At 69.2% G+C, this 15736-nt stretch carries 12 protein-coding genes and 1 tRNA gene; 6 read left to right on the top strand and 7 right to left on the bottom strand.

All coding sequences use genetic code 11. The annotated features are described in order from the left end of the window. The 5 genes from JEK78_RS10670 to JEK78_RS10650 are packed head-to-tail and all read left to right on the top strand — an operon-like array spanning position 1 to position 3459. Positions 1 to 654 carry a class E sortase gene (locus JEK78_RS10670; protein ID WP_200263841.1) on the top strand — a complete coding sequence of 218 codons (654 nt, stop codon included), beginning with the start codon at positions 1 to 3 and terminating at the stop codon, positions 652 to 654. A 52-nt stretch (positions 655 to 706) separates the two neighbouring features. Further along, the gene (locus tag JEK78_RS10665) at positions 707 to 868 is read left to right on the top strand and encodes a hypothetical protein (protein WP_200263840.1); all 162 of its coding nucleotides are present in this window, start codon (positions 707 to 709) and stop codon (positions 866 to 868) included. Next, positions 865 to 1503 (top strand): aminodeoxychorismate/anthranilate synthase component II, encoded by a 639-nt coding sequence (locus tag JEK78_RS10660; RefSeq protein WP_200263839.1) that lies wholly within the window; start codon positions 865 to 867, stop codon positions 1501 to 1503. The genes JEK78_RS10665 and JEK78_RS10660 overlap by 4 nt, the downstream gene beginning before the upstream one ends. Further along, positions 1500 to 2639: a class E sortase gene (locus JEK78_RS10655; protein ID WP_242483343.1), complete on the top strand. Its 1140-nt coding sequence runs from the start codon at positions 1500 to 1502 to the stop codon at positions 2637 to 2639. The genes JEK78_RS10660 and JEK78_RS10655 overlap by 4 nt, the downstream gene beginning before the upstream one ends. 13 nt (positions 2640 to 2652) lie before the next feature. Beyond that, on the top strand, positions 2653 to 3459 hold the full coding sequence (locus JEK78_RS10650) for a class E sortase (protein ID WP_242483342.1): 807 nt from the start codon (positions 2653 to 2655) through the stop codon (positions 3457 to 3459). A 270-nt stretch (positions 3460 to 3729) separates the two neighbouring features. Here the strand turns inward: JEK78_RS10650 and pknB are convergent, their stop codons facing one another. The 5 genes from pknB to JEK78_RS10625 form a co-directional block, all read right to left on the bottom strand. Continuing rightward, the gene (gene pknB / locus JEK78_RS10645) at positions 3730 to 5793 is read right to left on the bottom strand and encodes a Stk1 family PASTA domain-containing Ser/Thr kinase (protein WP_200263836.1); all 2064 of its coding nucleotides are present in this window, start codon (positions 5791 to 5793) and stop codon (positions 3730 to 3732) included. Between the two features lie 323 nt (positions 5794 to 6116). Then, complete coding sequence (locus tag JEK78_RS10640) at positions 6117 to 7556, bottom strand: FtsW/RodA/SpoVE family cell cycle protein (RefSeq protein WP_200263835.1); 1440 nt, start codon at positions 7554 to 7556, stop codon at positions 6117 to 6119. A gap of 27 nt (positions 7557 to 7583) precedes the next feature. Continuing rightward, on the bottom strand, positions 7584 to 9146 hold the full coding sequence (locus tag JEK78_RS10635; RefSeq protein WP_200264100.1) for a Stp1/IreP family PP2C-type Ser/Thr phosphatase: 1563 nt from the start codon (positions 9144 to 9146) through the stop codon (positions 7584 to 7586). Between the two features lie 141 nt (positions 9147 to 9287). Further along, positions 9288 to 9800 (bottom strand): FHA domain-containing protein, encoded by a 513-nt coding sequence (locus JEK78_RS10630; RefSeq protein WP_200263834.1) that lies wholly within the window; start codon positions 9798 to 9800, stop codon positions 9288 to 9290. A gap of 10 nt (positions 9801 to 9810) precedes the next feature. Then, positions 9811 to 10650, bottom strand: coding sequence for a DUF3662 and FHA domain-containing protein (locus tag JEK78_RS10625; RefSeq protein WP_200263833.1), 840 nt, complete (start codon positions 10648 to 10650; stop codon positions 9811 to 9813). 562 nt (positions 10651 to 11212) lie between these two features. Here JEK78_RS10625 and JEK78_RS10620 point away from each other — a divergent pair. Next, positions 11213 to 11296, top strand: a tRNA-Leu gene (locus JEK78_RS10620). Positions 11297 to 12940: 1644 nt separating this feature from the next. Here the strand turns inward: JEK78_RS10620 and JEK78_RS10615 are convergent. Then, on the bottom strand, positions 12941 to 13780 hold the full coding sequence (locus JEK78_RS10615) for a TauD/TfdA family dioxygenase (RefSeq protein WP_200263832.1): 840 nt from the start codon (positions 13778 to 13780) through the stop codon (positions 12941 to 12943). After that, entirely contained in the window at positions 13780 to 15264 is a 1485-nt protein-coding gene (gene gpmI / locus JEK78_RS10610; RefSeq protein WP_200263831.1) for a 2,3-bisphosphoglycerate-independent phosphoglycerate mutase, read from the bottom strand. Before gpmI ends, JEK78_RS10615 begins: the two co-directional genes overlap by 1 nt. Positions 15265 to 15736 lie beyond the last annotated feature (472 nt).

Below are 15736 nucleotides of genomic sequence, written 5' to 3'. Positions count from 1 at the left end.
GTGCGCGTCGTCGTCCGATCCATCGTCGAATTGTGCGTCACCGTCGGGGTCCTGGCCGCGCTGTTCGTGGTCCACGCGCTGTTCTGGAGCGGGGTTCGGGCCGCCGAGGCGATGCAGGACCAGAGAGACTCGCTACGGGACCGCTGGAGCCGAGAGTCGGAGGCACGGAGCCAGGTCACGCCGGCCCCTGACACCCCTTTCGGGATCATGCACATCCCGCGGCTCGGTTTCACGTGGAACATGCCGGTCCTTGAGGGAACCACCCCCGAGATCCTGGAGAAGGGTCTGGGGCACTACGTCGGCACCGCCCTACCGGGGCGGATGGGCAACTTCGCGGTCGCCGGACATCGACGTACGCACGGCAGTCCGTTCCGCGACTTCCCCGAACTGCGACCCGGTGACGACGTCGTGCTGACCGACGGCACGACGTGGTTCACGTACCGGATAGACAAGGGTCCCTACCGAACGGTCCCGACCGACACGGAGGTGGTCGGTCCGTTGCCACGTGCCTCCGGATACCTCCGGCCGGGTCGCTACCTCACACTGACCACCTGTGAACCGGAGTGGGGGCACAGCCACCGTCTGGTCGTCTGGGCGAGCCTGCGGTCGTCACAGCCGGTGGAGGCGGGGAAACCCGAGTCCCTGCGCCGCTAGTCTGGTGCGAAACGGCCTGAGTCGGGTGCCGTGGTGCAAAGGAAGGGGCGGCATGTACGGCTGGATCTGGCGGCATCTGCCGGGCAACGCGTGGGTGAGGGCGCTGATCTCCCTGGTGCTCGCCGCGGCTGTGGTCTACGTCCTCTTCGAGTACGTCTTCCCTTGGGCCGAGCCGCTGATTCCCTTCAACGATGTGACGGTGGACAACCAGTGAGCGCGCGCATTCTCGTCGTCGACAACTACGACAGCTTCGTATTCAACCTGGTCCAGTACCTGTACCAACTGGGTGCCGAGTGTGAGGTGCTCCGCAACGACGAGGTCGGCACGGAGCATGCCCAGGACGGCTTCGACGGGGTGTTGCTGTCACCCGGTCCGGGCACACCGGAGCAGGCCGGGGTGTGCGTGGACATGGTGCGGCACTGCGCGGCTCACGGCATCCCGGTATTCGGGGTCTGCCTCGGTATGCAGTCGATGCAGGTGGCGTACGGCGGGGTGGTGGATCGGGCGCCCGAACTGCTGCACGGCAAGACCTCACCGGTCGAACACGAGGGTCGGGGGGTGTTCGCCGGATTGCCGTCGCCGTTCACGGCCACCCGCTACCACTCGCTGGCCGCGGAGCCGGGCACCGTCCCCGCCGAGCTCGAGGTCACCGCCCGAACCCCCGACGGCACCCTCATGGGGCTGCGTCATCGGGAGTTGCCGGTGGAGGGAGTGCAGTTCCATCCGGAATCGGTGTTGACCGAACACGGGCACCGCATGCTGGCCAATTGGTTGGCCGAGTGCGGCGACCGGGGCGCCGTGGCCAGATCGGTCGGTCTCGCTCCCGTGGTGGGCAGGGCGACGGCGTGACCGCCCCGCGTCCCGAGCGGGGACCCGGGTTCTCGTCCGGTCAGGGGGCGGACGAGGACCCGGTGTCGCTCGGGGGGCGGTACCCGCGATCGGAAGCCGTTCGCGGCGAGAACTTCGCGACTTCGGGCCGTGCCGCCGGTCATGGTTCCGAGCGGCGCGAAGCGCCTGGAGCGCTTCGATCGCCCCTTCCTGCCGCGTCGGCTTCCGAGTGGGGGCACCCTCCCTCCGCGCCGCCTCCAGCCGACCAGGAGACGGTCACGCTGCGTCTCCCCTCGGGCGCTCCCCCGGTGCCGGCCCCTCCGGTGGGCGGACGAGCCGAGCGCAGGAGGGCCGCCAAGCGACGTCGAGGAAGCCCCGTGGGGCAGAGCGCTTCGCCCGGCTCGCCGGATCCTCGCGACGCGGCACGTCACGAGGGCCGTCCACCGACCCGGGTGGAGGCCCGGCGTCGGGCACGTGCGCGTCGGCCGGGCCTCGCCGTGATGGCCAGCAGGGCGGTCGGAGAGGTCTTCATCACGACCGGTGTGCTGATGTTGATGTTCGTCACCTACCAGCTGTGGTGGACGAACGTACGGGCTCACGCACACGCGAACCAGGAGGCGAGCAGCCTCCACGACGACTGGGCCAACGGCAAGCGCAACCCGGGGACATTCGAGCCTGGACAGGGCTTCGCCATGCTGCATATCCCGAAGCTCGACGTCGTGGTGCCGATCGCCGAGGGCATCGACGATGAGCGCGTGTTGGACCGCGGGATGGTGGGGCACTACTCGGAGGGAGTGTTGAAGACCGCCATGCCCGAGGACAAGACGGGCAACTTCGGACTGGCCGGCCACCGCAACACTCATGGAGAACCGTTCAGATACATCAACAAGCTCGAACCGGGCGACCCGGTCGTGGTGGAGACGCGGGACCGGTACTTCGTCTACGCGATGGCGTCCATCCTCCCGGCCACGTCGCCGAGCAACATCAGTGTCCTGGAAGCCGTGCCGAAGCAGTCGGGGTTCACCGAGCCGGGTCGCTACATCACTCTGACCACCTGCACCCCGGAGTTCACCAGCAAGTACCGGATGATCGTCTGGGGCAAGATGGTCGAAGAACGGCCGCGCAGCAAGGGCAAACCGGATGCGCTCGTCAGCTAGGGACAGAGGACCGTTGGCAGGAACCACCGACAGGCACCAGGGGCACGACCTCCACCGCGCGAAGCACGGCGCGTACGGTCCTGCCGAAACCCCACCCCCGGGCTCCTCCGGAAGAAGGGCGGCCCGCAGACGCGGGCCCGGCCCGGCCGCCCTGCTGGTCGGCTTCCTCGGCGAGATGTTGATCACGGCCGGTGTCGTCCTCGGCCTCTTCGTCGCCTACTCCCTCTGGTGGACCAACGTCCTCGCGGACCGAGAGGCGGGACGGCAGGCCGGAGCGGTCCGTGAGACGTGGGAACAGGCCGACGCGGCGCCGACCGGACCGGGCGCGCTCGACACCGAGGCCGGTATCGGCTTCCTGCACGTCCCCACGATGTCGGGCGAGGAGATCCTGGTCGAGGAAGGCACCTCGATGGAAGTCCTCAACGACGGCGTCGCGGGCTACTACACCGATCCCGTGGAGTCGGCGCTCCCGACGACGGGCGAGCGGGGAAACTTCTCGCTGGCCGCGCACCGGGATGGCCACGGAGCCAAGTTCCACGACATCCATCGGATCGGTGAGGGCGACCCCATCGTCTTCGAGACGAAGGACACCTGGTACGTCTACGAGGTCTACGGCATCCTGCCGGAGACGTCGAAGTTCAACGTCGGTGTCCTCGCCCCGATCCCGGAAGGGTCGGGCAAGGAGGAGGCCGGCCACTACATCACGCTGACGACGTGTACGCCGCTGTACACGAGTCGTTACCGCTACGTCGTCTGGGGCGAACTCGTGCGCACGGAGAAGGTCGACGGCGAGCGGACGCCGCCCGCGGAGCTGCGCTGACGAGGACGGGAGAGCCCCGAGCGGAGATGCCGCGGACCGGCTCTGGGCCCGCTCCCGACGACGGCGTGAGGGTGGGCCCGCCCCGCCGTTCGACCGAGTCGGCGTGCCCGGATCGGGCCGGCCCGGCGCCCCCCGCGACGCACGCCCGGAGCGGCGTGAACCGGGGCGACGAATCGCCGACCTCGGTCGGGGCCCGGCGCCCCCCGACCGTCGGTCCGACGGGAGCACAGGTCGTCGCACCGACGGTCACCTACCGTTGCCCGCGCGGCGTCAGTCGCCTCTCAGGCCACCGATGAACCCGCCTCCGCCACCGTTGCCTCCCCCGTCGTTTCCACCGTTCCCGCCGTTCCCGCCGCCGTTCCCATTGTTCCCACCGTTCCCGTCGTCACCGACGACGACCAGGGTCACCTGAGTCCCGGCGGGGTCCTCCACCTCGGTGCCGGCGGCCGGATTCTGCTGGATCACCAGCGAGTCTCCGTCGACCTCACCGGTGCCGGCGACCCGGACATCGGTGAAGCCACTGCCGCGCAGCGTGTCCTGGGCCTGCGACAAGGTCTGCTCGCGAACCTCGGGTACGGCCACCTTCTCCTTCTCGGCGGCCTTGCCCACGAAGATCTGCACCTGGGAGTTCTTGTCGACCTGCTGGTTGGCCTGCGGGGTGGTCGAGACGACCTTTCCGACCTGATCCTGGTCGTCCGTCTCCTGCTCGACGCAGGAGCCTGCCAGGTCGTTGTCCTCCAGTTGGGCCTTCGCCTCCTCACAGGAACGGCCGATGACGTCCGGGACGGTGGCCCGCTCCTCGGCCTTGGCGACGGTGAGGGTGATCGTCGTGCCCTTCTCGACCTCCTTGCCCTTGATCGGGTCCTGGTCGAGGACGGTGCCCGGATCCTCCGAGGACTCCCGCTGTTCGACCTCCACGTCGAACTCGTAGTCCTCCGACTCCAGCTTGGCCTCGGCGTCCTCCTGGCTGAGACCGATCACACTGGGCACACTGACCTGGGGTGCCCCCGTCGACACGATCACGTCGATCGCGGTGAGCTTGTCCACCTCCGAGCCGGACGCCGGAGTCTGCTCACAGACCAAGCCCTCGGGCTGGTCTTCGCAGGCTCGCTCCTCGATCGTCCCCAGCGACAGGTCGGAGTTGTCGAGCAGGCGCCGAGCGTCCTCCTCCGACTGGCCGACGAGATTGGGCACCCGCACCGGGTCGTTGCCCGTCCCGCCACCGGTCACCACGTAGCGGCCGATGAGGATCGCGCCGACGAGGACGAGCACACCGGCCAGGACCAGGAGGACCGTGGAGGTCCTGCCGTTCCTCCTCTGACGTCGCCGGTCGGGGCGGTCGTCGTAGCCGTAGCCTCCGTCGTCCGGGCCCACCGGCGGCAGCATCGTCGTCGCGGCTCCGCCGCCCGGCCCGGAGCCACCGGCGTGCAGAGTCGCCGTCGGGCGGTCGCCGCCGTAGCCGACCGATGCCACGGCGGCGGTGGCGGCGACCGGCTGACCGTCGAGGCAGGCCTCGATGTCGGCACGCATCTCGTCGGCGGATTGGTAGCGGTAGGCCGGATCCTTGACCAGGGCCCGCATGACGATGGCGTCCATCTCGGGGGTGATCTCGGGATCGAAGACGCTGGGGGGCTGTGGTTCCTCGCGGACGTGCTGGTAGGCCACGGCCACGGGTGAGTCCCCCACGAACGGAGGACGGACTGTCAACAACTCGTAGAGCAGACACCCGGTCGAGTACAGGTCGCTGCGGGCGTCCACCTGCTCGCCCTTCGCCTGCTCCGGGGAGAGGTACTGCGCGGTACCGATGACGGCCGCGGTCTGGGTCATGGTCATTCCGGAGTCGCCCATGGCACGGGCGATACCGAAGTCCATGACCTTGACCTGGCCGTTGCGCGTCAGCATGACATTGGCCGGCTTGATGTCACGGTGGACGATGCCGCTGCGGTGCGCGTACTCCAGGCCCTGGAGGATGCCGACGGTCATCTCCATGGCCCGTTCGGGCAGCAGCTTGCGTCCGCTGTGCAGCAGTTCGCGCAGGGTGGAGCCGTCGACGTACTCCATGACGATGTACGGGATGGACACCCCGTCGATGTAGTCCTCGCCCGTGTCGTAGACCGCGACGATCGCGGGATGGTTGAGCGAGGCCGCCGACTGGGCCTCCCGGCGAAACCGGGCCTGGAAGGACGGGTCCCGCGCGAGGTCCGCGCGGAGCGTCTTCACCGCCACGGTGCGGCCGAGCCGGGTGTCCCGGGCGAGATAGACCTCGGCCATGCCACCACGGCCGAGCACCTGGCCCAGCTCGTACCGGCCGCCGAGGCGACGCGGCTCTTCCATGGTTACCTACCAGCCCTCTCGTCGGTCCCGACCGGCGGAGGCCGCGCGGTCGGGGGCTGCCGTCCGGCCTACGGTACCCGGCTCAGTTCACGCCACCCGGTCAAGCTCGGCACCTGATACAGGACCGGTATCGCAACGTGCGGCGATAGGACGCCGACGTGAGCGGAGTCACTGGCGGCCACGACGACCACCGACGGGAGCGTCGTCCGGTTTCTCCCCCGCGTCCGGCCGCGGCGGCGTGGGCCGGGGCTCCTCGGGCGAGGGGCCGCCGCGCGAGTGCGGTGCGCGCGTCGGGGGCGTGGGGGCGCCGTCGCCGCACCGGTTCACCCGCGCACGACCTGGGTCATCTCGGCGTCGGGCTGGGCGGCGGGAGTGGGGGCGGGGCGTCGGGCCGTGTCGCTGATCCTCAGCAGTACCCCGACCAGCGCCCAGTTGGCGATGACCGACGAGCCTCCGTAGGCCAGGAACGGCATGGTCATCCCGGTGAGCGGGATGAGCCCCATCACACCACCGGCGACGACGAAGACCTGGAGGGCGAAGGCCCCGGACAGGCCGATGGCGAGGAGCTTCCCGAAGGGGTCCCGGGCGGCCAGGGCGGTGCGCACGCCACGTTCGACGATGAGCGCGTAGACGAGCAGGATGGCCATGGTGCCGGCCAGGCCGAGTTCCTCCGCGAAGGTGGCGAGGATGAAGTCCGAGTTGGCGGCGAAGCGGATCAGTTCGGAGTGACCCTGCCCCCACCCGGTACCGAGCGTGCCGCCGGAGCCGAAGGCCCAGAGGGCCTGCATGGCCTGTTCCGAGTGGCCTTCGAGTCCCTCCCGGGAGAGCAGGTACTCCCCCATCGGGTCGAGCCACGCATCGACGCGCTGTTGGATGTGGATCTCGAAGCTGGCCACGCCCACGGCACCGGCGGCCGACATGAGCAGGCCGAACACGATCCAGCTGGTCCGTTCGGTGGCGACGTACAGCATGATCACGAACATGCCGAAGAACAGCAACGAGGTGCCGAGGTCCGTCTCGAAGACGAGGATCAGGATCGACACCGCCCAGACCACGAGGATCGGCCCCAGGTCACGACCCCGCGGCAGGTACAGCCCCATCACCCTGCGACTGGCCAGCGCGAGCGCGTCCCGTTTCACCATCAGGTAGCCGGCGAAGAAGATGGCCAGAACGATCTTGGCGAATTCGCCGGGCTGAATCGAGAAGGAACCGACCTGGATCCAGATCTTGGCGCCGTAGATGTTGCGACCCAGGCCCGGAACCAATGGCAGCAACAGCAGGACGAGAGCCACCAGCATCGAGATGTAGGTGTAGCGCTGTAGGACGCGATGGTCCTTGAGGAAGATCATCACGACCACGAACAGGGCGATGCCCAGGGCGGTGTACAGCAACTGGCGCGGGGCGGCGCCACCGGCCAGGTTCAGCGACTGGAGCAGCTCGGACTGGTCCAACCGCCAGATGGCGACCAGCCCCAGGCCGTTGAGGAGCGTGGCCAGGGGCAGCAGTAGCGGGTCGGCGTAGGGGGCGAACCTGCGGACCACCAGGTGTCCGACGCCCGCGAGCAGGCCGAGCCCGAGGCCGTAGCTCAGCAGACCGGCGGGAACCCGGCCGTCGAGCGCCAGACCCACGTTGGCGTAGGCGAACACCGGGATGGCCACGGCGAACAGCAGGAGCGCGAGTTCGGTGTTGCGGCGGCTGGGCGCGCCGATCGCCCCGATGGTCGACGTGTGGTGCGTCGGCGGGTTGGAAGGTGTGCTGCTCATCGTGTGACGGTGCCTCTCACGCCTGGCCTACTGCTGACCGCACAGCGAGACGACCTTCTGTTCTTCCTCCGAGAGGGTCGGGCCGGGGTCGGGGTTCGGTGGGGTCGCGGACGAGGTCGGCTCCGGTACCGAGGGATCGTCCGACGGGGTCACCGTGGAGGGTGACGACGGGCTCGGGGTCGGCGAAGCCTTGGACGTCAGGGACGCCGGCGTGGTTCCCGCGGCGTCCGCCGCCTCGTCGCCGGCCGTCGCCGCCTCGCTCTCGCTCAGTTCGGCGCGTTCGAGTTGCTTCTGGCAGGCGGAGGCCTGCACCGCCAGCTCGTCGATCTTCGAGCGGGCATCGTTCAGGTCGCCCTCGGCGATCGTGGACTCGACCAGCTTCTGCTGGTACGGAGGCAGGTATCGCAGTTCGATCTCCGGATGGTCCTTCTCCACCTTCGACAGGGACACCCAGGCCAGATCCTGGCTGATCCCCCGGTAGAGGGCGACGTGGTCGTCGTTGGCGCCGACGTAGTACTGGCTCTGGGTCCAACGCCAGCCGCCGTACAGACCGGCGCCGACGACGGAGAGGGCCAGCACCGAGTACAGGGACACCTTGAGCCAGCGGCGACGCCTGCGAGGTCTGACGAACGCCTCGCCGCCGAAGTCCTCGGAGGGGTCTACCGCGTCGGCTCCCTCCGGCCCGCCGCCGGGATCTCCGAATGCCCCGTCGGCTCCGCCGTGGCCTCCACCCGGCCGTCCGAGGCCGGAGGCCCGACCCGCCGGGGTCTGCATGATGCCGTTGTCCGTGAGCTGGTGCTGATTCTCGGCGACGGCTCCGACCACGACGGGGGTGTCGTACAGCGGCTCGGTCGGGGCGCCCCCGGCGTCGGGGTCGAGAACGTCCGCGATGATCACGGTGATGTTGTCGGGTCCGCCGCCGCGCAGGGCGAGCTGGATCAGCTCCTGCACCGCGTCCTCGGGTCCCCGGTGACCGGCGAGGGTCTCCTGCATGGTCTCGCGGGAGACCACCCCGCTCAGGCCGTCGGAGCAGATGAGGTAGCGGTCGCCGGGCCGGACCTCGCGGATGGAGAGGTCCGGCTCGACGTGGTCGCCGCTGCCCAGGGCGCGCATGAGCAGGGAGCGTTGTGGGTGGGTGCCCGCCTCTTCCTCGGTGATACGGCCCTCGTCGACGAGGCGTTGGACCCAGGTGTGGTCCTGGGTGATCTGGGAGAGGGTCCCGTCTCGCAGCAGGTAGGCGCGCGAGTCTCCGACGTGGACCAGCCCGAGTCGCTGCCCCGTCCACAGCAGCGCGGTGAGCGTGGTGCCCATGCCCTCCAGGCTGGGGTCCTCGGCGACCATCTGGCGAAGCTGGTCGTTGGCCCGCTGCACCGAGGTGCCGAGAGAGGTGAGGACGTCGGAGCCGGGGATGTCGTCGTCGAGGGCGACGATGGTCGAGATGACCTCGGAGGAGGCGACCTCGCCGGCGGCCTGGCCGCCCATGCCGTCGGCGATGGCGAGCAGCCGGGGGCCGGCGTAGCCGGAGTCCTCGTTCCCCTCCCGGATCATGCCCCGATGCGATCCGGCGGCGAACCGCAGTGACAGGCTCATACCCACCTCGCCGGTCGGCTCCGGGTACAGCCGGTCGTGTCGCGCCACACTGCCCACCCTCCGGTCGGGAGCGCGCCGGGGCCCGTGGTGCCGGCCGCCGCCGCGTGCTCGCTCCGCTCGCGCTCATTCATTGGTGTAGCACTACTTCCGCAGCTCGATGACGGTCTTGCCGATGCGGATCGGGTTGCCCACGGAGATCGGTGTGGGGGAAGTCAGCCGGGACCGGTCCACGTAGGTGCCGTTGGTGGATCCCAGGTCCTCCACGATCCACTGGCCCCCCTGGTCGGGGTAGATCCTGGCATGGCGGCTGGAGGCGTAGTCGTCGTCCAGCACGATCGTGGAGTCGTGGGCCCGACCGAGGGTGATGGTCTGGCCCTGGAGCGCCACGGTGGTGCCGCTGAGCGTGCCCTCCGTGACCACCAGCTTGGTCGGTGCGTTGCGGCGGGCCCGACCGCCGCCCGACTGCTGGCGCTGCTGCGGCGGCGCCTGACGCCCGCCCTGTTGGCGGTCCCGTCCGGACTCCCGGCGCGACGCGCGCTGGGTGACGCGCGTACCGAACAGGTCGCTGCGGATGACCTGCACGGCCACGATCACGAACAGCCACAGTACGGCCAGGAAACCCAGCCGCATGACCGTGAGGGTCAGCTCTGACATTGCCCCCGCATCACCCTTCGGCTTGCCTATAGATAACGGTGGTGCTGCCCACGACGATCCGCGAGCCGTCGCGGAGCGTAGCGCGGGTGGTGTGTTGCCCGTCCACCACGATGCCGTTGGTGGATCCGAGATCCTGGATCGTCGGGGGCGTCCCGGTCCGGATCTCGCAGTGTCTGCGGCTGACACCGGGGTCGTCGATCCGGACGTCCGCCTCGGTACTGCGCCCGAGCACCAGCGTGGACCGGGAGATCTGGTGACGGGTGCCGTTGATCTCGACCCAGTGGCGGGTCGTGCCGCTCGACGGAGCGGCGGCCGGGGGCCGGGGGCTCTCGGCGGAGTGGGGATGGCCGTATCCGCCGGGCCGGCCCGGCGGCGGCGCGGACGGCATGGGCGGCGCGCCGGCGCCCGCGGCGGGCGGATACCCGTATCCCGAGGGCGACGCCGCCGGACCCTGGGGTGGACCCGGGTGGCTGCTGGAGGAGGCGAGCGTGCGGCTGCGGACCCGGTAGAGACCGGTGTCCAGGTCCTCGGCCTTCTCCAGGTGGACCTTGATCGATCCCATGAAGGTGTAGCGCTGCTGCTTGGCGTACTCCCTCACCATGCCGGCGAGCTCTTCGCCGAGCTGTCCCGAGTACGGGCTGAGGCGCTCGTAGTCGGGGGTGCTGAGTTCCACGATGAAGTCGTTCGGCACGACGGTGCGATCACGGTTCCAGATGGTCGCGTTGTTGTCGCACTCGCGTTGGAGCGCCCCGGCGATCTCCACAGGCTGCACCTCGGACTTGAACACCTTGGCGAAGGTGCCGTTGACCAGACCTTCGAGGCGCTGCTCGAACTTCTTCAGGACTCCCATGGGGCACCTCCTCCGTCGCTGGCGTCCCGCCCACTGCTCCGCGTACCGCTCTGTCTTGCCTGCGTGTATCCCGGTGCGCCGCTCATCCGCGTCCCGTCCGTCCGCGCCTCGCGCCCTCGCGCTGTGCCCACCTGGTACTGCTTACTGATCGTATCCACGCGCCGGTCCGTCGGCTGGTTCCCCCCGTCGACTCGGCCGCCGGGGCGGGTCCGGAACCCCGACGTGGCCCCGACGCCTCCCGGAGTTCCCGCCGGAGCCCTGTTCGGAACCTCTCGGGGGCGCTCGTGAGCGGACTCATGCCCAGAATCGTAGAGGGGGTCACTGGCAAGTGTCCCGTACCCGCGGGCGGGCCGGAACCTCCCCCGGGCGCAGACCGGCCGAGTGGTACTCGGTTGATACCCGAACGTGTACGTGTCGTTCCCCGGCTTGGCGTGCTCTCTCCCGCCTCTCCCGCGAGTGCGGTGCCGGAGCGGGATGTGAGACCACCCTGTTCAGCGTGCTAGTCTTCTCGGTGTCGGGAGGGGCCGGTCAGTGGTTTCGGGCCCGATCGGCTCACCCAAATGCGCGGGTGGCGGAATAGGCAGACGCGCTGGATTCAGGTTCCAGTGCCCGCAAGGGCGTGGGGGTTCAACTCCCCCCTCGCGCACAACGGGACACCGACGAAAGTGTCCTGGTAGCACCGACGAAACGGTCGGCATCGTGATCACGATGCCGACCGTTTCGCTTTTCCTTGCTGGTCAGGTGGGGTGTGGTGCGGCTTGCGCGCGTGACTGCCCGGCGGCTGGGGAGCCGCCGGGCAGTCGTGTTCCGGGTCTTCGGTTGTTGGCCTTCAGTTGGCTTGCCGGGGTGTGACCCCTCTCACGCAGTCGTTTCGGTGAGGTACCCCTTGGGTGTCCAGGTGCCCAGGGGTTTGGTCTTGCGACGGCGGGTGGGGCGGCGGTGGGGCTGGTCGCCGTGGAGGGCGATGCTGCCGGCCCAGGTGGCGAGCTTGCGTTTGTTGGCGTGGGCGAGTTGGAAGGCCAGGAGGATGGCCTGGGCGGCGATGCCGCGGATGCGGCGGGTGCCGCCGGGCTCCAGGTGTTCGTAGAGGGGGTCCTTGCCGAAGCCGTTCATCCCCTCGATGGCGTTGCGGAGCCGGAAGTAGACGCGCTGCCATTCCGCGGTGCCGTACTGGAGGGGCTGCCAGAGCTGGGCGCCAACCTCGGGCGGGAGGGTGATGGTGCGCTGGGTGCAGGCGGTGGGCGAGCCGGCGGGGCTGGGTTCGGGGTCGATGAGGGGCAGGTGGATGCCCCGGCCGAGGGTGTAGGGCTTGAGGGAGCACTGGCCGCGGTTGGCTTCGGCGGGGCACATCATGCGGCGGTGGCCCTCGGCGTCGGCACGCTGTTTGGGCATGAAGAGGTAGGCGGTGCGCTGCCGGATCCGGTTGATCCAGGTCTGCTTGTCGATCTTCTTGGTGACGAGGTCCTTGGTGGCGTCCTTGAGGGGCTGGGGCATGGAGGGGCAGTACCAGTTGCCCTCGACGAGTTCTGCCCCGGCGAACTGGGCCTGCACGCCGAGCTGGTCCTTGGCGTAGTCGTAGACGGGCTGGTAGCCCAGGGCACGGATGGGCAGCTGGAACTTGTCCGGCTTCTGGTCGGGGTAGAGGCGGTCGCCGGCGAGGTAGCCGCGGGGGTAGCGGGGATCGACCTGCTGGAGGGCTTCGAGGGCGACCTCGGCGGGGCGGTGGCTGGGCTTGTCGAGGGAGAACGCGACGACCAGGGACGGGACGACGTCGGGGTTGGCCGAGCCGTCGGGCAGCGGTGCGCCGTCGTGGTCGGGGTCGCGTGCGACGACGAGGCAGGCGTCGTAGCCGTACAGGCGCTTCTTGATCCGCTCCTGTGGCGGTGCGTCGGTCACGAGGGGGTCCTTGTGCTTGGCGGTGCGGACGTACCAGCCGGCGTCGGGGTCGCTCGCCGTGACCGGGCTGTCGGCCGACAGGCCCTTGGAGTAGGTACCGATGACGGTGGCGTCCAGGGCGGCCGAGCCGTCCCAGCGGCCCTCCAGCAGGGGGTGGGCGTCGAGGAGGGACATGGCAAGGATCCGGTTGACGACCCGCAGCATGAGCGAGCGCCTGCCGGCGAGTTCCTCGGGGTCGGCCTCGGCAAGGAGGCGGGCGGCGAGCTCGCGGTCAAGGCGGTGGTTCTTGGGCAGTGGTGAGGGGTCAACCGCTTTCTCGATGCGGTGGGCCAGGCGTCGGACGACGTGGTACGCGGCTTCGAAGCCGCGGGCGTGGTCGGGGTAGTGGGGGATGTCAAGGAGTGCGCGCATCTCGTCGGTCAGGGAGAAGTAGAGGAGGTTGGTGACTGACGTGAAGACGACGGTCCCGGCGTTGCGCGCGGCGGCCAGCCACATGCCGAGAAGCAGGGCCCGCACGGTGAGTGTCCGCTTGCGGCCGGTGCACTGGGCGACGGTAGCAGTTCGTCCAGGGCGTCGAGAGCACTGGTCTGTTCCGGGGTGAGAGGGGGACACCGGGCTGCCGGTGCCCGATCTCGATGTACTCCCGCAGGTAGTGGACGTGCTCCCGGTTATCCTTGGTCTCCAGGACGGGGCGGAGCACGGTTCGCGGGACGCCCGGGGTGTCGTCACGGGTGTCGAAGTGCATGGGTCTGCGCAGGGTTTCCAACGCATCGGGATGGTCCCGCAGGCGCTCGACGACGTCGGCCAGCCTGACCAGGAGCAGGTCGCCTCCGATGGCAGCCTGGTGGACGCACGTCAGTGTGAAGTAATCGGGGACGGCGGTTGGCCGGTGCGGGGAGTCGGTGTGCAGATTCCCGCCCGTGCGGGAGTCGGAGTACCGCCCGGTGGAACCTTCGCCGAGCGCCACGCCCCGGTCGCGGACCTCCCGCAACAGCGAGCCCGCGCCGTCCTGCGGCATGAGTCGGCCGAGCGCGCTGGACGCCGCCACCGCGAAGGACCGATATCCGTCCAGGTCGAGGTGGTCGAGCCCGGCCAACAGGAAGTAGCCCGGGGAACCGTCGAGGTGGCGTTCCGCGTACTGCCGGAGCTCGGCCTGCAGTACGTCTGGCGTGCTCTCGGCGAGCTCCTTCGGTATCTCGAACCACACGGTGTCAAACGGCTGGTGTGGCGTCATCACAGCGCCCTTCGCAGAACTCGGCCGGACATCGCCGCTGGCGGATCGACCCCCAGCAGGTGGAGGCAGGTGGGCGCGATATCGCGGAGATCGCCCGTCGCGGAGGTGGGGTGGTCGGAACCGACCACCCACAGCGGCACGGGGTTGGCGGTGTGCCGGGTGTCGGGTACGCCGTCGGCGTCACGCATGCGCTCGCCATTGCCGTGGTCGGCGGTGATCACCAGCACCACGCCGTGCCGCTCGGCGGCCTCGGCGATCCGAATCAGGCACGTGTCGACCACCTCGGCAGCGTGGCGCACGGCGTCGTACACACCGGTATGGCCGACGGTGTCCACGTTGGCGATGTTGGCCACCATGAAGTCGGCCTCCCCGGAGGATAGCTCGTCCAGGAGGACCTCGGTGATCGCGGATGCGGACATCTCCGGCGCTTGGTCGAAACCTGTGACGTCGGTCCTGCTCGCGATCGGGACATGCCGCTCCGCCGGCTGCAGCGTCTGGGTATAGCCGTTGAGTAGGTAGGTGACATGGCCGAACTTCTCACGCTCCGCCACGTGTACCTGGGACAGGCCGGCCTCGGCCACCGCCTGGGCCAGGGTGCCGTCCACTTGGCCGGGGTCGAAGACGGGGCAGGCAGTGATGTCGTCGCTGTACTTCGTCATGGTGGTCAGCGGCTGCCCTGCCGCGGCGAACCGTGCGGCGAGCTGACGCAGGCCGTCGGGGCGGAAGTTGGTCATGACGACCTCGTCACCGGGCGTGATGCGCGGCGCCCCGGCCACGATGACGGGCTCCAGGTTCTCGTCGGCGTGCCCGTCGGCGTACTGATCTGCGACGGCCGTGCGCCAGTCGGTCACGGGGGCCGGGCCAGCACCGGTCAAGGCGGCGAAGACGGCCTCGGTCCGCTCAGTGCGCCCGGAGCGGTCCATCGCGAGTTTCCGCCCGACGAGTGTGGCGAGTCGTGCGCCCTTGTCTTCGAGTCGGGTGAGATCACCGAGTGCGGAGCGGGCCGGTACGTCGCGGCCGTCGGTCACCGCGTGGACGTGGGTGCGTTCCGCCCAGCCGTACTCCCTGGCCAGGTCGAGCAGCGCGGAGATGTGGTCGATGTGCCCGTGGGCGCCGCCCGTCGAGGCGATGCCGATCAGGTGGACGTCTCGGCCGGCGGCCCGGGAACGGGAGAAGACGCTGCCCAATTCCGGCCGGCCGCGCAGGCCACCTTCGGCGATTGCCCGGTCGATGACGACTGCTGCCTGGGGGATCGTGCGGCCCGTTCCAATGGTCAGGTGCCCGACTTCGGAATTCCCTACCTGCCCCGGCGGAAGTCCGACGACGGTTCCGGATGCCTCCAGGAGTGCCGGTGGCCGACGGCTTTCCAGACCCGCGATAAACGGAGTTCGCGCCTCCGTGAGCGGATTGTTGGGGCGCTCCGGGGCCCAGCCGAATCCGTCGAGGACAAGCAGGAGAACACGTCTCTTGGTTTCGCTGATCATGACCCACCCGTTTGGTCGGCCGGAACGCAGGGTGCGGTTCCAGCAAGATCGACTGAGAAGTCTTCACGGGCAGGCGGAAGGTGTCAAGGAGGTTAAGTCCAGGGGGACTTGAGCTCCCGCAGATCCATAACCGATTTATTCACATAGCGGCAGTGAGGGGCGATTTGGATCATTCTGTTCAATATCCTTCAGTCACCTGGTGGTTTTGGCAATTGGGTCGCTCTATGGGGAGTCCCCCTCTGACTTCCCGACTGTTTGACGCCCATCGGAAAGTCGATTAACCTCCACATCTGCATCTTTGCGGTCGCCCGATCGACGCCCGTCGGCCTGCCATTTCTCGCATCACCGCATGGTGTGCCGTCTCCGGATTAATGCCACGGGGCATGTTCCACCCTCGCCGAAAACAGATGCTCCCCTCTCGGTCGAGGGCGGAAATGGGCCCGTTTCAGCCGAGAATCGCTCTAGGAGTTGT

This window comes from Streptomyces sp. HSG2 (assembly GCF_016598575.1).
Classification (GTDB): domain Bacteria; phylum Actinomycetota; class Actinomycetes; order Streptomycetales; family Streptomycetaceae; genus Streptomyces.
The sequence above is the reverse complement of the archived record's forward strand: the minus strand, read 5'-3'. Positions and strand labels throughout refer to the sequence as shown.

Bases quoted from the DNA above. Each gene is read 5' to 3' on its own strand.
- gpmI (WP_200263831.1), bottom strand. From the start codon at position 15,264: ATGATCAGCGAAACCAAGAGACGTGTTCTCCTGCTTGTCCTCGACGGA.
- JEK78_RS10665 (WP_200263840.1), top strand. From the start codon at position 707: ATGTACGGCTGGATCTGGCGGCATCTGCCGGGCAACGCGTGGGTGAGG.
- pknB (WP_200263836.1), bottom strand. From the start codon at position 5,793: ATGGAAGAGCCGCGTCGCCTCGGCGGCCGGTACGAGCTGGGCCAGGTG.
- JEK78_RS10625 (WP_200263833.1), bottom strand. From the start codon at position 10,650: ATGGGAGTCCTGAAGAAGTTCGAGCAGCGCCTCGAAGGTCTGGTCAAC.
- JEK78_RS10630 (WP_200263834.1), bottom strand. From the start codon at position 9,800: ATGTCAGAGCTGACCCTCACGGTCATGCGGCTGGGTTTCCTGGCCGTA.
- JEK78_RS10640 (WP_200263835.1), bottom strand. From the start codon at position 7,556: ATGAGCAGCACACCTTCCAACCCGCCGACGCACCACACGTCGACCATC.
- JEK78_RS10635 (WP_200264100.1), bottom strand. From the start codon at position 9,146: ATGAGCCTGTCACTGCGGTTCGCCGCCGGATCGCATCGGGGCATGATC.
- JEK78_RS10615 (WP_200263832.1), bottom strand. From the start codon at position 13,780: ATGACGCCACACCAGCCGTTTGACACCGTGTGGTTCGAGATACCGAAG.